We start from the raw sequence: 18993 nt of genomic DNA, 5'->3' as shown, positions 1-18993 counted from the left end.
GCCATCGACGTGATGATTGCGCATCACGAATTTGCCGTTACAGATTACAGAATGGATTGCGCTAGAATCACCAGCATACACCCAATTGCTTACCAGGTTATAGTTCGGCGTAAGGCGTTCATTCTTTAAATCGAGCAGCAAGGCATCGGCATAAAAATCATCGGCAATCAGCCCCGCCGGAATCCCATAGGCAAGCGCCGTATTCCAAGTCGCCATTTCAAGCGCCTCTATCGCCGGCAGAAATTCCGCCTTACCGGTTTTCGGCTCCACCTTTGCAAGGAGCGAAATCAGCTTCATTTCTTCGTGCATGTCGAGGTTGTTATTCGACGAAGCACCATCAGTACCAAGGCCCACGAGGACGCCACTGTCCATAAGTGCATTCACCTTAGGAATCCCGCTACCGAGTTTCAAGTTCGAACACGGGTTCAGAATTGCCGCCGATTCCGATTCGGCCATCAGCGACATTTCGTATTCGTTCAAATGAACACAGTGTGCGCCCACAAAGTTTTCGCCGAGAATCCCCCACTTGTCGAGCAATTCTACGGGAGTGCAGCCGTACTGCTTTTTGCAATCCTTGACTTCCTTGAGCGTTTCGGACAAATGAGTGTGCAGAATGTAGTTTTCTTCGCGGGCCACCTTGGCGCAGCGCTTAAAGATTTTTTCGCCAACCGTATAAATGCTGTGCGGCATCACGGCGAGTTTAACGCGTTCCGACTCAAATCGATGATCCTGCAGGAACTTGAAATTTTCTTCAATATGTTCGGGCGTATCCAAGTTTTCGGCAATCGTTACACCAATGGCTGCACGAATGCCCATTTCCTTGACCACCTTCATGGTAACTTCACGACGCCAATACATGTCCGAGAAAAAGACCGTTCCGGACTTAATCATTTCAAGTACGGCGAGACGCGTTCCGATTTCGATATCCTTGGCGGTGAGTTTCGCCTCAAACGGCCAAATGTATTCCGTGAGCCATTTCTGGAGAGGCATATCGTCGGCATAACCGCGCAAAAGCGTCATGGCGGCGTGAGTGTGACCATTATAGAACGGCGGTACAATGGCAAGGCCATCGCACTTGACAATTTCGGCATTTTCGTAATCACGCTTGGAAAGTTCGCGACCGACCTTGGCAAATTTCTTGCCAGAAATCAGGATGTCCTGTTTTTTTCCCTGAAACAATACTGATTGGAGAATCGTTTTAGCCATAAAATATCTCACTCATGCCTTTTTGCATAAAAGTAGTAAAGGCTCCTCGAACGAGGAACCTTTCTTTTAAAATTTTATTGAATATTAGAGTCGCTTGAGGACTGCTGCAGCGTGGTGGATAAAGCCTTCTTCGGTAGCGACGGCGGCAATAGCCTTCGCATTCTTCTTGATAGCCTTTTCGCTGTAGCGGATGATGCTCATGCGCTTGAGGAAGTCGTACACGCCGAGCGGGCTGAAGAAGCGGCCCGTGCCGTTGGTAGGCAGCACGTGGTTCGGGCCGGCAAAGTAGTCGCCCACCGGTTCGCTGGACCACGGACCGATAAACACAGCACCCGCGTTTTCAATCTGGGCAGCCATGGATTCAGCTTCGGCTGTCATCACTTCCAAATGTTCCGGAGCAATGCGGTTTGCAATTTCAACGCCATCGAACCAGTCCTTCACCAAGAGGATTCGACCGAAGTTGCCGAGCACCTTTTCGAGAAGTTCACGCTTCGGAGAGTTTTCGACCTGGACATCCACGCAGGCAGAAATCATCTGGGCGGTTTCCATGTTGTCGGTAATGCAGATTGCAGCTTCGAAGCCGGAACCATGTTCGGCCTGGCTCAAAAGGTCTGCAGCGACAAAGTCCGGATCGCAAGTATTGTCGGCCATCACGAGCACTTCGGAGGGGCCTGCCACCATGTCAATATCGACGACACCGAAGACTTCTTTCTTGGCGATGGCGGCAAAAACGTTGCCCGGGCCCACAATCTTGTCAACGCGTTCCACGACAGTCTTGCCCTTGGCATCCTTGGCACCGTAAGCGAGCAGGCCAATAGCCTGGGCGCCACCGATGTGGTAGACTTCGTCAATGCCGAGTTCCTGCAGCACGAAGGCCACAGCGCGGTTAATTTCGCCCTTAATCGGGGTCACCACCACAATGTCTTCCACGCCAGCCACAAGAGCCGGAACCGCATTCATAATCACGGTGCTCGGATAAATGCCTGCACCACCCGGCACATAAAGGCCCACGCGCTTCATCGGGCGAATACGCTGACCGAGCACCACGCCATCCTTGCCTTCCATAAGCCAGGATTCTTCCATCTGGTTCTGGTGGAAATCGCGCACGTTCTTGATAGCCAGCTTAAGAGCCTTCTGGAGTTCTGCAGGGCACTTGGCAGCAGACTTTGCAATAGCGGAAGCCGGCACGCGAATATTCTTGCCTTTGAGACCGTCAAACTTCTGAGCGTATTCGGTAGCCTTCGCAATGCCACCCTTCTTGATATCGGCAAGAATGTTCATGACCTTGTCATGAATTTCTTTAGACGGGGCAACTTCACGCCCACAAATGCGTTCGATTTCAGCAGACTTCGGAGTAACTTTTACGATTTGCATGGATTATTTCTTCCTTGAAACACCGGCAAGATTACGAACCTTGCGGGCAGTCAATTTTTTCGTTTTCGTCGGAGCAGGTTCTTCTTTGGCCACAGGCACAACAGGCTTTACGTCCAGATGCTTGTAGGCACCTTCAATCACCTTTTCATCGACAAGAATCTTGTAGGTCAAGCCATCAACGAATGCCATCCAGGACGCTTCGATAATGTTGCTCGAAACACCGACCACATTCCAGTAGCCCTTTTCGTCGCCGAAGGTCGTCCATACGCGAACGGTTGCGTCAGAAGCCACCTTGGAACCCAGCACACGCACCTTATAGTCGTCAAGTTTGACCTTCGCCATATTCGGGAAGAAGGGCAAGAGAGCTTTACGGAGAGCTGCGTCCAAAGCGTTCACCGGACCGTCACCTTCGCTCACCTGATGGCTGATCTTGTCGCCAATCTGAAGCTTCACGGTGGCCTGAGAAACAGACACGCCCTGGGTCGTCTTGTCTTCAATGACGCGGTAACCCAAGACCTTGAACGGTTCCTGAACCATGCCCAAATGACGGTACACAAGCATTTTGAAGCTTGCTTCGGCACTATCAAAATGCCAGCCGGCGTTTTCGCGTTCCTTGATGAGCGTAAGAAGCTTGCCCACCACAGGGTCCTTCTTGTCGATGCCCGGCTTGATGGCCTTGAGTTTTTCAACCACCAAAGAACCGCCCGCCTGGTCGCTCGTAACGAACACGCGATCGTTACCGACTGCATGCGGGTCAATGTGTTCAAAGCTGCGAGACACCTTCATCACGCCATCGATATGGGCACCACCCTTATGAGCAAAGGCTGCATCGCCTACGTACGGAGCATGCGGGTCACTCGGTAAATTCACAATCTGGTCAATGTTTCCGCTCAACTGGCGGAGTCTTGCAATCTTTTTCGCGGCAAAGAACTTAGCACCCATCTTGAAGTGCAAATCAGCCGCAATGGTCGTGAGGTTTGCATTACCGCAACGTTCACCAAAGCCGTTCACCACGCCCTGCACCATGGTCGCGCCGTTCTTGACGGCGTAAATGCTGTTGCACACGCCAAGGCCCGAGTCGTCATGAACATGGATTCCAATCGGAGTCGAGATACGCTTCTTGACGTCCTTGACAATTTCTTCAAGTTCCCACGGCATGGTTCCGCCGTTGGTATCGCAAAGCACGATATAATCGGCATGGCCCTTTTCTGCAGCGCGCAAGGTTTCCATGGCATACTCGGGATTAGCCTTGTAGCCATCGAAGAAGTGTTCAGCATCGTAAATGACTTCTTCAGAGTTTTCCTTGAGGTATGCGACAGAGGACTCGATCATGTCGAGATTTTCTTCGAGTGTCGTGCGAATCACGTCGGTCACATGCAAATCCCAGCTCTTACCGAAAATGGTCTTGACCGGTGCACCCGACTTCACAAGTGCCTGCAGCAGGGGGTCCTTTTCGGGAATCACGCCCGGACGACGCGTCGAACCGAAAGCGGCAATCTTGGAGTGTTTCAGCTTGACGTCTTTAATCTTCTGGAAAAATTCTTCGTCCGTCGGATTGCTCGGGTTGGGCCAGCCGCCTTCGATATAGTCAAAGCCAAAATGGTCCAAAAGGCGTGCAATCTGCAACTTGTCCGCTAAAGACAAACTGATTCTGCGATCCTGGTTTCCATCGCGTAGGGTCGTGTCGTATAAAAAGACTTTCATGAGCTATAATTACTTTTTCTTTTTGTCTTTACCGTAATAGCTATACTTGCCGTAATAGCCGTAGCCACCGTAACCGTAGCCGTGTCCGTCGGATTCGCAATGGTTCATTACAAATGCGCGCGGCTTACCTTCACAGCAGCGGTCTAGTTTCATCATGGATTCCTTGATTTGATCCATCGTATGCTTGCCATAGTGGAGTACGAACAGGGCAAAATCAACAATCGGGTAAATCAGTTCAGAATCCGTCACCAGTTCCAGAGGCGGCGTATCCACAATCACGATATCAAACTTGGTCTTTGCTTCATCCAAAAGATTCTTGAAATTATCACCGCGCAAGAGTTCACTCGGCGACACATCAGTCTTACCGGCACCAAGCACATAAAGGTTCTTGGTAATGGAATCGGCAACGGCGCTATCCAAGGAGCAATGGCCCGAGAGCACATCGCCAAGGCCCTGCTTGTGATGGCTATACACCACACCGCGACGCATGTCGGCATCGATGAGCAAAGTCTTTTTGCCAGAACCCGCAAAGAGAGCCGAAACGTTCTTGGAGACAAAGGACTTACCCACGCCAGGCACCATACCGGTCACCATCATCACGTGCAAGTCAGACGTTGCAAATTCAATAGCCGTATACAGGGAACGGAGCGCTTCGCTGGAGGGCGAATCAGGATCGTCTTCCACAAGGGGCTTGGTATTCTTACCCTTGTTACGCTTCGAAAGAATTGCATTTTCAGCCTTCGGAATCTTGGCGTAAACGCTAATGCCCGTTTCACGTTCAATTTCAAGAGAGCTGCGAACACCGCGCTTGGTCATCTGCAACAGGTAAATCAGCAAAGCTCCCAAAAGGAATGCGCCACCCACGCAACCGGCAAAGATCACCTTCTTATTCGGCTTGGAAGGCTTGCGTTCAATCTGGGCATAGTCCACAATGCGTACGTTACCCACTTCGCCGGCACGCACCACACGGAGCTGCTGGATATTGTTCAGCATGGCCGTGTACTGGGCATTGTTCACCGCCACTTCTTCTTGCAAGCTCATCACGTCTTGCTGGGTACGCGGCATGTTTTCAGCAGACTTCTTCAAACGGGAAAGTTCGGAACGCAGACGGCTCTGCTGCTGCATAATCGTCTGGACAGCCGGGTGTTCTTCCTTGAACAAGCGAGTCGCTTCCTGGCGTTGCTGTTCCAATTCCAGAACCTGCTTTTCCAATTCCGTGACCTTTTCCAAGTGAACCCTAGTTTCACCCGTCATGTCCACAGAGCCGATCTTCAAGCGGTAATCAGCCAGTTTCTTTTCGGCCGTATCAAGCTTGGCCTTCACGCCCGGGAGCTGTTCTTCCAGGAATTCCAAAGTCTTTTCAGCTTCGGCACTACGCATTTCCACATTCTGGCGCAGATAGATATTTGCAATCGTATTCAAGACAGAAGCAGCCTTGTCTGCATAGCGGTCTGTGTAAGACACACCGATGATGCCCGTCTGCTTACCCCTTTCAGCAACATCGAGCTTTTTGACCAAGCCTCGGACTGCATCCAGCGGTTCGGACTGGGCAAGCACAAAGAGCTGACCGGGCCTTGCAAGCAAATGCTTGACATGAATTCTAAGCGTATCGCCACCATAGGGAGCCGCGAGAGGCTCGCCCACTTTTCCCTGCAAAAGCTTTACACCTTCAGGCGTGTAAACGGCGAATTCATTATCACCCACGACTTCGGCGGTCCACTTCTCGATGCGGGCAATTTCAGGGATATAAAGATCTTCAAGATCCATTCGGCCTTCCTGATGGAGCAAGCGATCGATAGCGCCCTTCGGGTAGGCATTAAAGCAGAGACGTTCCTGTTCCACCACATAGGTCAGCACCATGCGGCTCTTCAAAAGTTCAATTTCAGCTTCAGCAGGCGATGCCACATCCAAAAGGGCACCCATTTCACCCATAGCCTTTCCGGCCTTGTTTCCCTTCACATCAATCTGCAAAAGAGCATCACTCGTAAACTGCGGGCGCATCCAGTTCGAAGCCAGGAAACCCGCAGCGCAACCGAGAACTATACAACAAGCCAAAAACAGCTTATGCTTCAACAGCAAGCTCAAGACTTCAAGGATATCAATTTCATCATCGTCCTTGTGCTTTGCAGAGGAAGTAGAGCCTGTAGAATTATACTGATTATTCGGTTCCATTTTCATCCTTTCTTGTTCTTCTTTCATAAAAATAGAAAAACAAGAAAAGACCGAGGATTACCCCTCGGTCTCTTTAAGCTTTTTGGCTTAAGTTAGATTACTTAGCCTTTTTGCAAGCAGGCTTTTTGGCCTTTGCGGTCTTATTAGAAGCCTTGCAGAACTTCACGTAGGCAGCGAGAGTGTCGCAGAACACTTCGTCCGGAGTGTTGTCGCCATTGATGCGGCTGATGATAGACTTGCTGTACTTGCCGAGAACCTTAGCGGTAGATTCCTTGTAAACCTTGAGGCGGTTCTTGATCACAGCTTCGTCAGCGTCATCCTTACGACCTTCGATCTTGGCGCGGTTCAGGAGGCGTGCCACGATGGTCTTTTCGTCCTTGATGTCGAGCACGAAGATGTGCTTCACGTCGACCACGGATTCGATGAGCTTGACCTGTGCAACCGTGCGAGGAATACCGTCGAGGAGGAGGGTATCCTTATCCGGGTTCACCTTGTTCGTATTGATGAGGCCTTCGATGAAACGACCGAAAATTTCGACAGTGGCTTCGTCCGGAACCAAGAGGCCCTTGCTAGAATAAGAAGCGAGGAGCTTGCCAGATTCGCTGGAAGGAGCAATGCCACGGAAGATGTCACCCGTGGAAATGTGCTTGAGGGACGTAGTAGCAGCGAGCTTTGCGCCAACGGTACCCTTGCCGGAACCCGGTGCGCCAAAGATAAGAACTGCAGGAATTTTAGCCATTGTATAACCTCTTGGGTTTAGTGTTGAAATTTTTCGAGCGGAAATATAGTTAATTCCGATTTAACTCGGCAATGCCTCTGACGTGAACTTGAGCTTGTTGTTTTCAACATCGATCGAAATCGTCGTGAAGTCCTTGTAGATTCCAAGCAGCAAGCCTTCGGCAATTTCGTCTTCGACCAGGTTCTGAATGGAGCGGCGAATCGGGCGCGCGCCGAGTGCAGAATCGTAGTTGTGCGAAACAATGAATTCCTTGGCAGCTTCGGAAACTTCCAGAAGGATTCCGCGTTCAGACAAGTTCTTCTGCAAGAAGGTCAGCTGAATGTCTACGACAGAAGAAAGGTCCTTCTTGGTCAGCGGGCGGAACACAATCTGTTCATCGACACGGTTCAAGAATTCCGGAGAGAACACGCGCTTGACTTCTTCGCGGATGGCGGTTTCCATACGTTCGTAGTCGTCGGTCTCGCCCATCTTGGTGAAACCCATGCCCGAGCTGTGGCGCACTTCGCGAGCGCCCGCGTTACTCGTCATGATGATGATGGTATTCTTGAAGTTGATTTTACGGCCGTAGCTATCCGTAAGGATACCGTCGTCCAAAATCTGCAAGAGCAAATTATAAATGTCCGGATGAGCCTTTTCAATTTCGTCGAGGAGCACCACGCAATACGGGCGTTTGCGCACCTTTTCGCTGAGCTGGCCACCGTTATCTTCAAAGCCGACGTATCCCGGAGGCGCACCAATCAAACGACTCACGCTATGCTTTTCCATGTATTCGCTCATGTCGATACGAATCATGGAATCTTCGCTGCCAAACAGACTCTGGCTGAGAACCTTTGCAAGCTCCGTCTTACCCACACCTGTGGGGCCGAGGAACAAGAAGCTGCCCATGGGGCGCTTGGTGTCGCGAATGCCTGCGCGAGTACGGCGAATGGCTTTCACGACGGCGTCTACAGCCTGGTCCTGGCCAATCACGCGTTCCTTGATTTCGTCGCCGAGCTTCAGGAGTTTCTGAGTTTCTTCTCCAGCGAGGCGGCTCACAGGAATGCCCGTCATCTTGCTAATGCAATCGCGAATTTCGTTTTCGTCGACAATCGGGAAGTCCGCAGAGTCTTCTTTATTCAAGGCTTCGCGGCGTTCAGCGATGCGGTTCGTCAAATCTTCAATCTTGTCGCGGAGAGTGGCTGCAGTTTCGTACTGCTGGTCTGCAATGGCCTCTTCCTTCTTTTGCATGGTCGCGGCAAGTTCGTCTTCCATTTCTTTAAGGTCTTGCGGCGTACGAATCGAATTCAAGCGCACGCGGGCACCGGCTTCGTCGAGCACGTCGATGGCCTTGTCCGGTAAGAATCGGTCGGTAATGTAGCGTTCGGCAAGCGTCACCGCGTTGTGGTGCTGCTCGTACTTCGGGCGCAGCCCTTCCAAAATCTGGATAGAATCTTCGGAATTAGGCGGATTCACGACAATCGTCTGGAAGCGGCGTTCAAGCGCGGCATCTTTTTCAATGTACTTGCGGTATTCATCGATCGTCGTGGCACCAATGCACTGGAGTTCGCCTCGGGCGAGCGCCGGCTTAAAGATATTGCTGGCATCAAGGCTACCTTCGGAACCGCCCGCGCCCACAATCGTATGGAGTTCGTCAATAAACAAGATTACCGAATTGTCCACGCGCTGGAGTTCCATAATCAGGCCCTTCACGCGTTCTTCAAACTGGCCGCGGTACTTAGTGCCTGCCACCATGGCAGCCACGTCGAGTGTAACCACGCGCTTGTTCATCAAGAGTTCCGGGATCTTTTTCTGGACAATCTTCTGAGCAAGGCCTTCGATAATCGCCGTCTTACCCACGCCCGGTTCACCGATGAGGGCCGGGTTGTTCTTTTTGCGGCGACAAAGAATCTGAATCAAACGTTCAATTTCGCGACCGCGACCGATAATCGGGTCGAGTTTGCCCTGTTTGGCAAGCGCCGTCAAGTCGCGACCAAAGTGGTCGAGAATCGGCGTCTTGGAACGGCTCTGGCTACGCACCTGCTGGCGGGTATCGCCACCGCGGCCTTGTCCCATAAAGCGGTCATCGCCTTCCATGCCCTCGCCCTCTTCACCAGAGGGCTGGCCGTTCATCGCCTCGCGCTTGATCTGCTGCAAGGCATTTTCAAAACTTTCATAGGTCACGCCAAAAGTCGAAAGCGTGCCCGCGGCCGGAGATTCGGCCTGCTGCAAAATGGCAAGCATCAAGTGTTCGGGACCAATGTACTGGTCGCCTTCTTCTTTGGCAATCTTAGCCGCATTAAAAAGGGCTGCCTTACAACGAGTTGTAAAAGAAAGCAAAGCTCCATGGGCATCGCCTACAGTCATAATGCCACCATTTGTGGTCAACGAGCGCTGCACATTTTCGCCAAGTTCATTCAAATTAATCTTAAGCGCACGCAAGGTTTCGGCGGCAAAGCCGGAATCTTCACGTACCAGGCCGAGCAGCAAATGCTCGGTCGTAACGCTGTCGCTACCCAAGTTGCGGGCCGCAATGCGGGCAGCCTGCAAAACAGCCTTTGCTTTCTTCGAAAAAATACCGTTGATATCAGACATATTTCTCCTTAAGCTACTGAATGACGCCACCGTGCATCACGACACGTCTTTTTGCAAAACTAGCCAATTTTTCGTCGTGCGTCACAATCAAGAAAGCCTGATTAAACTTTTCGTTGAGTTCGCCAATCAATTCGTTCAGCATCGCGGAATTCGCCTCATCGAGGTTGCCGCTCGGTTCGTCGGCCAGCACCAAGTCCGGATGGTTCATGAGTGCACGGGCAATGGCCACGCGCTGGCGTTCACCGCCGCTGAGTTCTCGCGGCAAATGCTTGAAGCGGTCCTTGAGGCCCACCGTTTCCAAAAGCATCGCGGCACGTTCCTTGCATTCCTTTTCAGAAGTCCCGAGAATGCGGCCCGGCACGCACACGTTTTCAATCGCCGTAAATTCGCTCAACAAGTGATGGAACTGGAACACAAAGCCCACCTGCACACGGTGGTAACGGTCGCGTTCAGCGTCATTGAATTTGGAAAGAGCCTTGCCCTTAAAAAGGATTTCGCCAGAAGTCGGTGTATCAAGCATTCCCACCAAATTCAAGAAGGTCGACTTTCCCGAACCCGAAGAACCCGTAAGGGCCACAAGTTCGCCTTCTTCCATGGAGAAGTTCACGCCCTTGAGGATTTCAAGCTTTTCGCCCGTTTCAGAAAATTCTCGACGGAGGTCAACCGTTTGCAGTAAACTACTCATGTCTAATAGCCCCCACCGGATCCAAGCGGCTAGCCTTCCATGCCGGCAACAAAGTCGCCAGAACACAAAGCGCAATGCTAATTACAAAAATCAAAATCACGTCAAGAATGTGCACCGAAATCGGGAAGTACGGAATCACGTAGACATCACCCGGGAGCTTGATAAAGTGATAAGCCTCTTGCAACTTGCAAAGCACAAGGCCAATGGTGCCACCCACAATCGTACCACCCACGCCAATAAAGCTGCCCATGAGCATAAAGACGCGCATCACGCTACCTTTGCTCAAGCCCATGCTGCGGAGGATGCCGATTTCCTTGGTCTTGTCAATCACCACCATAATCAAGCTACTGATGATATTGAATGCAGCCACCAAAATGATGAGGCAAATCACCGCCGCCACAATGAACTTTTCATAGTTCATCCACTTGAGGAGCGTGATGTTTTTCGTTTTCCAATCCATGGCGTAATACGGATAACCGAGCCAAGAGGCAAGGCTATCCACCGCCTCGCCCGCAAGCCAATGGTTATTCAGGCGGAACTGGATACCAGTCACCACGTCATCGAGGCCAAGTAACTTCTGGAGCTCCGGAATGCCTACGTAAGCAAGGTTTCCATCGTATTCGTAAGTACCCGTTTCAAAGATACCACTCACTACGCACATCATCATTTTCGGGCCACCGCTTGTGACCATGGCGTCGGGGCTTTGGAAGGTCTGCAACACGAGTTTATCGCCAACCACCACCCGAAGCCTATTGGCAAGGCCAGAACCCAAAATGATTCCAGGGCGGAGCGTTCCGCTCAAGTCTTCAAGACTGTCGACGGAGTAATTGCCCCACTTGATATACTTATGAATGTCAGTAACGCCCTTCGCCGTTTCGGTTTCGATACCATAGATTACGATACCGTCGTTTACTTTCTTGGAGCTCACGCCCACCTTGTAAATGATAAACGGAGACGATGCCACCACACGTGAATCGCGGCTACGCACTTCTTTGATGAGACTGTCATACGGCGCGATAAAATCGCCGTTGTACGCCATCACTTCGAAGTGAGCGTCTTTGCCAATCATCTGGGCGGTGACTTCTTCTTCGAAACCATTTACTGCGGCAAGGGCCACCACCAGCGCAAACACGCCAATGGAAACTCCCAGCATACTAAAGATACCGATAAGCGATACAAAGAGACTCTTACGTTGAGCCCCTAAGTAACGCCAGGCGATGAGCCATTCCAACTTATGCATTAATTAACAGGTCTCCGGCTTCATGAGCGGGAAGAGTTGCACGTCACGGATTGTCTGCTGGTTCGTGAGGAGCATGACCATACGGTCGATGCCGAAGCCCACGCCGCCGGTAGGAGGCAGGCCAGATTCGATAGCGTGCATGAAGTTTTCATCCATCGGGTGCGTTTCGCCTTCGCCACCGCGGCCGCGGCGCACCTGATCTTCCAGGAGTTCACGCTGACGGATGGGGTCGTTAAGTTCGGTATAGGCGTTGCCCAGTTCCCAGCCGTTAGCGTACGGCTCGAACTGTTCGATAAGGCCTTCGATGGTACGGTGCTTCTTGCAGAGCGGAGTACTTTCAGTCGGCATGTCCTTGATGAACATCGGCTGGATAAGCTTGTCTTCCACGGTGAGCTCGAACAGTTCGAGGATACCGCGGCCGCGGCTGAATTCGCCATCCAGGTGTCCGCCGAGTTCTTCCATCTTGGCCTTGATTTCGTCGTCGCTCATTTCGTTGACCTTGAGGCCGCCGAACTTTTCGATGGCTTCGATCATGCTGTAGCGAGGCCACGGGGCCTTGAAGTCAATTTCCTTGCCCTGGTATTCAATCTTGGTGGTGCCGTTGGCGGCAATACAGGCGCGTTCGTAAATGTTTTCGAAGTGCACCATCATGTCGTTGTAGTCGGCATAGGCTTCGTAGAATTCGAGACCGGTGAATTCCGGGCTATGGGTGCGGTCCATGCCTTCGTTGCGGAAGTTCTTGGAGAATTCGAACACCTTTTCCATGCCGCCCACGATGCAGCGTTTCAGGTAAAGTTCCGGAGCGACGCGCAGGTAAAGCGTCATGTCGCAAGCGTTGTGGTGCGTGGTAAACGGACGGGCGTTTGCACCGCCGTAAATCGGCTGGAGCGTCGGAGTTTCCACTTCGATGAATCCCTTTTCGATCAGGTATTCACGGATAGCCTGCATGATCTTGGAACGCTTGATGAAGACTTCCTTCACGTCGTCGTTCAAGGCCATATCGATATAACGCTGGCGGTAACGGGTATCCACATCGGCAAATTCGTTGAACACGACCTTGTTGCCGTTTTCGTCGACCTTTTCCTTGGCCACCGGAAGCGGACGCACGGCCTTCGAAAGCATGGTCACCTTCTTCACGTGCACGGAGTATTCACCCGTCTGGGTTTCGAACATGGAACCATTCACGCCGATAAAGTCACCGAGGTCGGTCATCTTCACGACTTCGTAGTTTTCTTCGCCGACTTCGTCACGGGCCACCACCACCTGCAAGCGACCGTAACGGTCCTTGAGGTGCATAAAGCACATTTTGCCCTTGCGGTTGAAGCGAACCACACGGCCGGCGAAAGCGATTTCTTCGCCAGAAGCCATCAAGGCAGCTTTATTTTCTTTCAAAACCTTAGAATCATGCGTGCGGTTGAACTTGTGCGGATAAGCCTCCACACCCATTTCCTTGAACTTTTCGAGCTTAGCGAGGCGCGCCTGCACCTGGTCGTTCATATCTTGCATTGCCATAGTATTTATCCTGTGATTAAATCACGTTTAAAATTTACGGCAGAAAGATAGAAATTTTAGAGTTCGCCATGGCGGCGCATCTTGCGGATATTCTGCGGAAGCACGTGATTGTGCCAGTGTATCCATTCGTCGTAATAGATGTACTGGCGTTCGCGGCGTCTAAAGTTACGGCCATGCACAATGCGACGGCCGTTCTTGACTTCGACCGGAATGGCAATATGCAGGCATTCATGGTACACGACACCGGCCACGGCGTATTCCGGGCAGTTCGCGGCATCGTAACCCTTGCTGATGCTGATCAAATGGAATTCTTCGCCAGTCACGGGGTCCTGACGGACCGAATGAAAACTAAGTCCGCCAACGCGGTTACTCCAGGTGATACGGCAAGTTAATTTATCTTCAAAATAAGTGCTGTTGATAGCAGCAAGCACATCGTTCAAATTATGGTACTTGCCTTGGGGCTTAATCGGCGGGAGCCTGCCCTTGGTTGACAAGGATTCATCGCCCCGGTCTGCAAGAATCTGTTCCACCAATGTCCAAAAGCGGCTGACCAAATCCTTGATAATCGCCTTGTTCTTCGCCGTCTTGCGTTTTACGGCGTGTTCCGCCCATTCGGCGGCAAGCTCACGCGCCGGCGCAAACTCAGGCTCCTTCATGTAAGCAGGCAAAATCACCTCAGGGTGGCCAAACAGCACTCCCCCCTTGCAACGGATACTCTTTTTGAGCTGGGTATTGTACTTGAAATGCACCAATCCATTCTGCGAAACCGAAGCCGGCACTTTCGGCTTTGCCGGTTCCTTGGGAGCATCGGTATTGTTCCCGAACAGGTCGAGTTGCATTCCAAACAGATTCATTTCTAGTTTCCGCCAATCAAGCCTTCAAAGCGGTTTACGGCCAAAAGTCCGCCAAAGTAACTTTCGGGCAAATCCAATAGGGCGTAATGCTCCGAGATTCCGTAAACGGCATCTTCGATGCTATCGGGCAAGTACACAATATAGCTATCGTTCTCGGGAGTCTGTAAATGCTCCGGCGTACAGAACTTAGGATCCGTTTCGCTAAAATACATACGGCAAGAAACTGGGCGCAACGGGTAGACCGTGCAATCGCCCTTCTTGTCCGAAAACGGGCACGGATTCCAGGCGCTAAAATAATCATGCAGGGCCTTGTCTTCGGCGTAATCGTCCAAATCCATCTGGTCAGGAACTGCCCCCTCGGCCCGTCTAGCCTCAAAAAACTTGCTAAACAGCGACGACCTTACCTGGCACGCTTCCATAATATCGAGCAAGTCATTCCGCCCCCTGAGGTCACAATACAACGTCACAAGTTCAAAGGGCTCTACCGACATCGGGTAATGATGGCAGCAATTACCACAGGCGGGTCGACACTGAATAGGCCTCGGCTGTTGCGGCAAAACAGCGTCTAAATATTCCGCAAAAAGCCGGTGGTATTCCCGCGTAAATTCCTTGATTTTGGGGAGTTCTTCGAGTAAGTTATCAGGACCGATTGCCGATTCTCGACCAAGCGACGTTGCAATCGCATCTAAACGGTCCCTTTCCGCCCTTAACAGGGTTGCAAGGCGCATTTCGGCTACACGAAACGCCTTTGTCGGAAAATACTCTCGATACGATTCCATACCCCAAAGATAGATATTTTAGGTTTCCAAGAAAAAGCGCATGAAAAAAGCGACAATAATCACTTATTTTTTCAAAATTCCCGCAAAAAACAGATTGATACATACTTTTTGTAAGAATAATGTTATCTTTTACGCAAACGGGGAACACGTTATGAAACGCATACTTCAATCCAAGATTTTATGGGCAACGGCACTATTGCTTTCTCTAGGCATTGCCGGATGCAACATCTTTAACCCGACCGAAAGCATTAACATCAAGGACAGCGATGCGGAAGCCCTCACCTACGAAGGCTACAAGCACATCCGCAGCAACGAATATTCTGAAGCCGAGCACTATTTCAGTAAGGCTATTGCCGCCGACTCCAACTATTCCCAGGCTTGGTTCGGCCTCATGAAGGCGAAACTGAACCGCATGCTGAACAGCACCCAAGAAACCAACGTTTTTTCGCTACTCGCCTACGTAAACGCCAGCCGCGAATCCAAGGTTCCGTTCTCTGGCATGTCAGACCAAGTTGCCGCACAGCTCCAGGAAACGATTGATTCCGTCAATGTCATCGCCAACGCCTTTATCGCTCGCGACAAGGCCGGAAAAACCGACAGCGTTATTACTTACAAGACATTTTCCGAAGGCTACATGGTTCTTCAAATGATGAAAACCATGCTCGTCCTGCGCAAAACGACCCAAGGAATGAATGGTTGTTCCTTGAACAAGAACGATGAAAATTCCTGCGACATGGCCTCGGTCCTGAACAACATCAAAAACGAGCCGGCAGAAGCCGTGGAAGCATTCGACGCCGTGTTCAAGACCTGTGAAGAAAGCCCCGAAAGCATGACCAAGATGTTCGACAGCTACCTGCAGGGTTTCGGTGACTTAAAAGAAGAATCTCAAAAGAAAGCCGTGAGCAGCATGTGTGGCGCTTTGGCCCAAGAAACCGAAGACGCCAAGGATGACGAAGACCAGCAGACCAAGACTTTGAACATCATCATCGGCCAGTTCGGCTACAGCGACATTCTCGATGACGATGGCGACGGCTGCGTCGACGAAGAACTCTACGACGGCGAAGACAACGATGGTGATGGCGAAATCGACGAAGACGTGAGCGACAAGAGCAACGAAATCGAATACGACAACGACCTTATCCTTAAAAACGTTACCGCCGGAAAAACAGCCATCAGCGACCTCCGTGTGATTAAAAAGGCTGGCCCGAACGAAAAATATATGACGGTCGATATCGACATGAACGGAGTAACCGTCGCAAACGACCCGTCCAACAACCAGAAAGAACTCGGTCGAGAATGGAAATTTGTCTATCCTGAATACAAGAACCGCGTCGCCGCTGGCGACCACCGCTTAGTTTTTGCAGCCGGGCTCGTCTTCAACCCGCAAGGCCGCCCCTTCGAAGAATTCATCGCCTATAAAAGAGCCGTAGCCAAGGATACCCATTATCCCCCCACCTACGATCTCGAGTTCCGAAAGAATTACATCGGTGGATGCTGGGCAAACTACAACGAAGAACGCTTTATGCAGTGGTTTGCGGGGAGGAACTAAGCTATGAAAAAGATTCTGTTTTTCCTGATTTTTGTACTTGCAATCGCCTCATATGCAGCCAAGGCTCCGACGCACCATTCCCTACGAGCCGAAGCCATGGGTAATGCACATGTTGCCCTTGTTGACGACAAAGAAGCCATCTACTTTAACTACGCCGGTTTGAGCCAGATCAACCGTTTGGGCAACTATGAATTACGCCCCGAACAAGGTTACTATCCCCGCAATTTCTTGGGCGACATGCGATTGAACTTGGGTGGAGCCGGTCCGTTCGAAACCTACTTTTCGACCTATAGCCTGGCAAAAGACTTGCAGAAGATTTACAAGAACGCAAGAAATTACGCCAACGACAATGGTCTGAGCCAGTCTAATGTGCTCATGGACACGCTCGCTGCCCACCCCGAACTGGTTCACAAACTGAATAATTACGACCACAAGTACCTGACCATGAAAATCAAGATGGATGCCGAAATGGCATTCCACGGATTCGGCGGAGCTATTTGGGTTGACGGTAACGTCGCGCCTTACCTGGACGGAGGCCTTATTCTTCCGTTCCTTGTCGTTGACACCTTCTACGTCGACGGTGTGGCCCAGGCAGGTATTTCTTACGGATTTACGAACAATTTCTCAGTCGGTGTGGGTATCAAAATGGCCAAGCGTCAGAAAGTCGAAATGATTACAGTCGACGTTCTGAACTACGATGCCCTCCAGGATACTCTTGAAGACCGCTACCATGACGCCACCGACAATATTTTTGATTTCAAATCCGTTTCTGCCGGTATCGACTTGGGCGTGCTCTACCAGCTCACCCGTGAATTCAGAGTCGGTATGTCCCTGCGCGATATCTATTTCAAGGAACTTGCCGGCGACAAGATTACGCCGAACCTGACCGCAGGTTTCAACTACAGTCCGCGATTCTTCAACAAGAACACCGGCTACGCCCGCAAATTCAACATTGCATGTGACTACGCCGACGCAATCAACAGCGATAGGAACTACAAGGTTTTCTCTCACCTGAATATGGGTCTTGAAGTCGAGCAGAACTTGCTTGCATGGCCTGGCTACAACAATGAAATCCGTGCCCTCGCCTTGCGCCTTTCGGGCGGTTTCAAGGGCGGCTACCCCGCTGCAGGTTTCGCGATTGAAGCCCTCCGATTCATTACGGTTGAATTCGCCACTTGGGCTGAAGAACTCGGTTACTACACCGGCCAAGACGAAGAACGTGTCTACATGGGCCAGTTGAGTATCGGTTTCTAAATAGGCCGCATATCAAAATTTAAAAGAGCTCCTTCGGGAGCTCTTTTTTTAGACTCATTTTTTATCTTGAGGAACGAGGCGTTCCACCACACGGAACAGGTCATTATATATTTCAAGGAAGTCTTCAATCCAAATCGGGTCACGCTCGCCCACCACATGGAAGGTTTCTTCGAGCGTATGCAATGCATTGTACGGGCCAACCAAACTTCCGGCAGGCTGTACCGAGCCATGATACAAGTCGGTAGCGACCAGACGGGCACGGAAACTACGCCTCAAGCGGGCAATAAGCGCCGTACGGAGGGCCAGAAGTTCATCGTGGGCCTGCAAAAGCTGGCCTTCGCGAATCCAGCCTTCGACAAGAGTCAAGCGACGAATCGTTGATTCACGTTCCGTTGCAGGAACGAGCTGACGTTTTTCAAGCAAGGTCTGCTTCAATTTGGCAGACATGCCCAAAAGCATTTCCGCATTCCAGAAAACCATGGGATTTTCGGAGAATCGTTCAGAGGAATCGACACGCGGTGTATGCGTCTTGATCCAGCGATCCAATTTGTCGGCCACCATGTTCGCTTCAGGGAGCCTGTCAACCGCCAAATATTCTCCGGCACGATTCAGCAGGTTTTCGGCATAGACCATACGCCAATGGGGCAGCTTTCCGCTCTTGCGGATAGCATCGATTCCCGTACGCAATGTTTCCAAGCGTTCCTGCATAAAAACCTAATTACTCCTGCGTCGTCTTCTGGAGCGGGGTCACACCGATTTCTACGCGACGGTTCAAACGACGATGTTCTTCGCTGTCGTTGGGGTACTTGGGCATGTGTTCGCCAAAGCCTGCGGCAAAGAGCCTGTCAGGCGGGAACCCCTGCGCAATCAAAGTCTTGACCACGTTCACGGCACGTTCGGTAGAAAGGTTCCAGTTGGTATAAGTCTTGGACTTCACCGGAGTATCGTCAGTAAAGCCGCTCACCATAATCACGTCAGTAGAATCAAGTGCTTCCAAAAGGCCCTTGCTAATGCCACGAATCACGCCCTCACCTTCTTTGGTAAGGTCGGCGCCGTTAATCGGGAAAAGGAAGGAAGCCTGAATCTGAATTTTGCCATCTTCGAGAGCGATAAGGCCCGCTTCGATGGAAGTCTGCAAGCTCTTGGACAAGAGCGCATTGCGTTCGGCCGCAATTTTACGCATCTGCTCCTGGCAAGTCAAGACTTCTTCTTCGGTACGGGTAAGGTCTTCGGCCTTTTGTTCCTTCAGGGTCGCCATCGCCACAAACGCAAGGATGAACAACGAAACCAGGGCAACACCCAAGTCCGTGTACGCCATCCAAGGATTGCTGTTTTCGTCTTTCTTAAAGCGCAT

General features: G+C 51.2%; 15 protein-coding genes. 2 read left to right on the top strand and 13 right to left on the bottom strand.

The window, feature by feature from the left end; all coding sequences use genetic code 11:
* From QZN53_RS02920 to QZN53_RS02870, 11 genes are all read right to left on the bottom strand, one after another.
* Window positions 1–1206: amidohydrolase (locus QZN53_RS02920; RefSeq protein WP_163437370.1), on the bottom strand; the 1206-nt coding region annotated here is incomplete at its 3' end.
* 84 nt (window positions 1207–1290) lie between these two features.
* Window positions 1291–2580: a histidinol dehydrogenase gene (hisD, locus tag QZN53_RS02915; protein ID WP_163437368.1), complete on the bottom strand. Its 1290-nt coding sequence runs from the start codon at window positions 2578–2580 to the stop codon at window positions 1291–1293.
* 3 nt (window positions 2581–2583) lie between these two features.
* Window positions 2584–4284, bottom strand: coding sequence for a citramalate synthase (gene cimA / locus QZN53_RS02910; protein WP_163437366.1), 1701 nt, complete (start codon window positions 4282–4284; stop codon window positions 2584–2586).
* 9 nt (window positions 4285–4293) lie between these two features.
* Window positions 4294–6456 (bottom strand): polysaccharide biosynthesis tyrosine autokinase, encoded by a 2163-nt coding sequence (locus QZN53_RS02905; RefSeq protein WP_163437364.1) that lies wholly within the window; start codon window positions 6454–6456, stop codon window positions 4294–4296.
* Between the two features lie 97 nt (window positions 6457–6553).
* Window positions 6554–7195: a nucleoside monophosphate kinase gene (locus QZN53_RS02900; RefSeq protein ID WP_163437362.1), complete on the bottom strand. Its 642-nt coding sequence runs from the start codon at window positions 7193–7195 to the stop codon at window positions 6554–6556.
* A 60-nt stretch (window positions 7196–7255) separates the two neighbouring features.
* Window positions 7256–9766, bottom strand: a complete 2511-nt coding sequence (locus QZN53_RS02895) for an ATP-dependent Clp protease ATP-binding subunit (protein WP_163437360.1) — start codon at window positions 9764–9766, stop codon at window positions 7256–7258.
* A 13-nt stretch (window positions 9767–9779) separates the two neighbouring features.
* Entirely contained in the window at window positions 9780–10451 is a 672-nt protein-coding gene (locus QZN53_RS02890) for an ABC transporter ATP-binding protein (protein WP_163437358.1), read from the bottom strand.
* Window positions 10444–11691: an FtsX-like permease family protein gene (locus QZN53_RS02885; RefSeq protein WP_163437356.1), complete on the bottom strand. Its 1248-nt coding sequence runs from the start codon at window positions 11689–11691 to the stop codon at window positions 10444–10446. Before QZN53_RS02885 ends, QZN53_RS02890 begins: the two co-directional genes overlap by 8 nt.
* Window positions 11692–11694: 3 nt before the next feature.
* Window positions 11695–13203, bottom strand: coding sequence for a lysine--tRNA ligase (lysS, locus tag QZN53_RS02880; RefSeq protein ID WP_163437354.1), 1509 nt, complete (start codon window positions 13201–13203; stop codon window positions 11695–11697).
* A 56-nt stretch (window positions 13204–13259) separates the two neighbouring features.
* Window positions 13260–14057: a hypothetical protein gene (locus QZN53_RS02875; RefSeq protein ID WP_294651484.1), complete on the bottom strand. Its 798-nt coding sequence runs from the start codon at window positions 14055–14057 to the stop codon at window positions 13260–13262.
* A 2-nt stretch (window positions 14058–14059) separates the two neighbouring features.
* Complete coding sequence (locus tag QZN53_RS02870) at window positions 14060–14836, bottom strand: YkgJ family cysteine cluster protein (protein WP_163437353.1); 777 nt, start codon at window positions 14834–14836, stop codon at window positions 14060–14062.
* A 151-nt stretch (window positions 14837–14987) separates the two neighbouring features.
* Here QZN53_RS02870 and QZN53_RS02865 point away from each other — a divergent pair, with 151 nt between their 5' ends.
* Window positions 14988–16385, top strand: a complete 1398-nt coding sequence (locus tag QZN53_RS02865; protein ID WP_163437351.1) for a hypothetical protein — start codon at window positions 14988–14990, stop codon at window positions 16383–16385.
* A 3-nt stretch (window positions 16386–16388) separates the two neighbouring features.
* Window positions 16389–17639: a hypothetical protein gene (locus tag QZN53_RS02860; protein WP_163437349.1), complete on the top strand. Its 1251-nt coding sequence runs from the start codon at window positions 16389–16391 to the stop codon at window positions 17637–17639.
* Window positions 17640–17693: 54 nt separating this feature from the next.
* Here the strand turns inward: QZN53_RS02860 and QZN53_RS02855 are convergent, their stop codons facing one another.
* Complete coding sequence (locus QZN53_RS02855) at window positions 17694–18347, bottom strand: hypothetical protein (protein ID WP_163437348.1); 654 nt, start codon at window positions 18345–18347, stop codon at window positions 17694–17696.
* 10 nt (window positions 18348–18357) lie between these two features.
* Window positions 18358–18993 carry an OmpA family protein gene (locus tag QZN53_RS02850; RefSeq protein WP_163437346.1) on the bottom strand — a complete coding sequence of 212 codons (636 nt, stop codon included), beginning with the start codon at window positions 18991–18993 and terminating at the stop codon, window positions 18358–18360.

This window comes from uncultured Fibrobacter sp. (assembly GCF_900316465.1).
Taxonomy (GTDB): Bacteria; Fibrobacterota; Fibrobacteria; order Fibrobacterales; family Fibrobacteraceae; genus Fibrobacter.
This window is presented reverse-complemented; position numbering and strand designations above follow the sequence as displayed.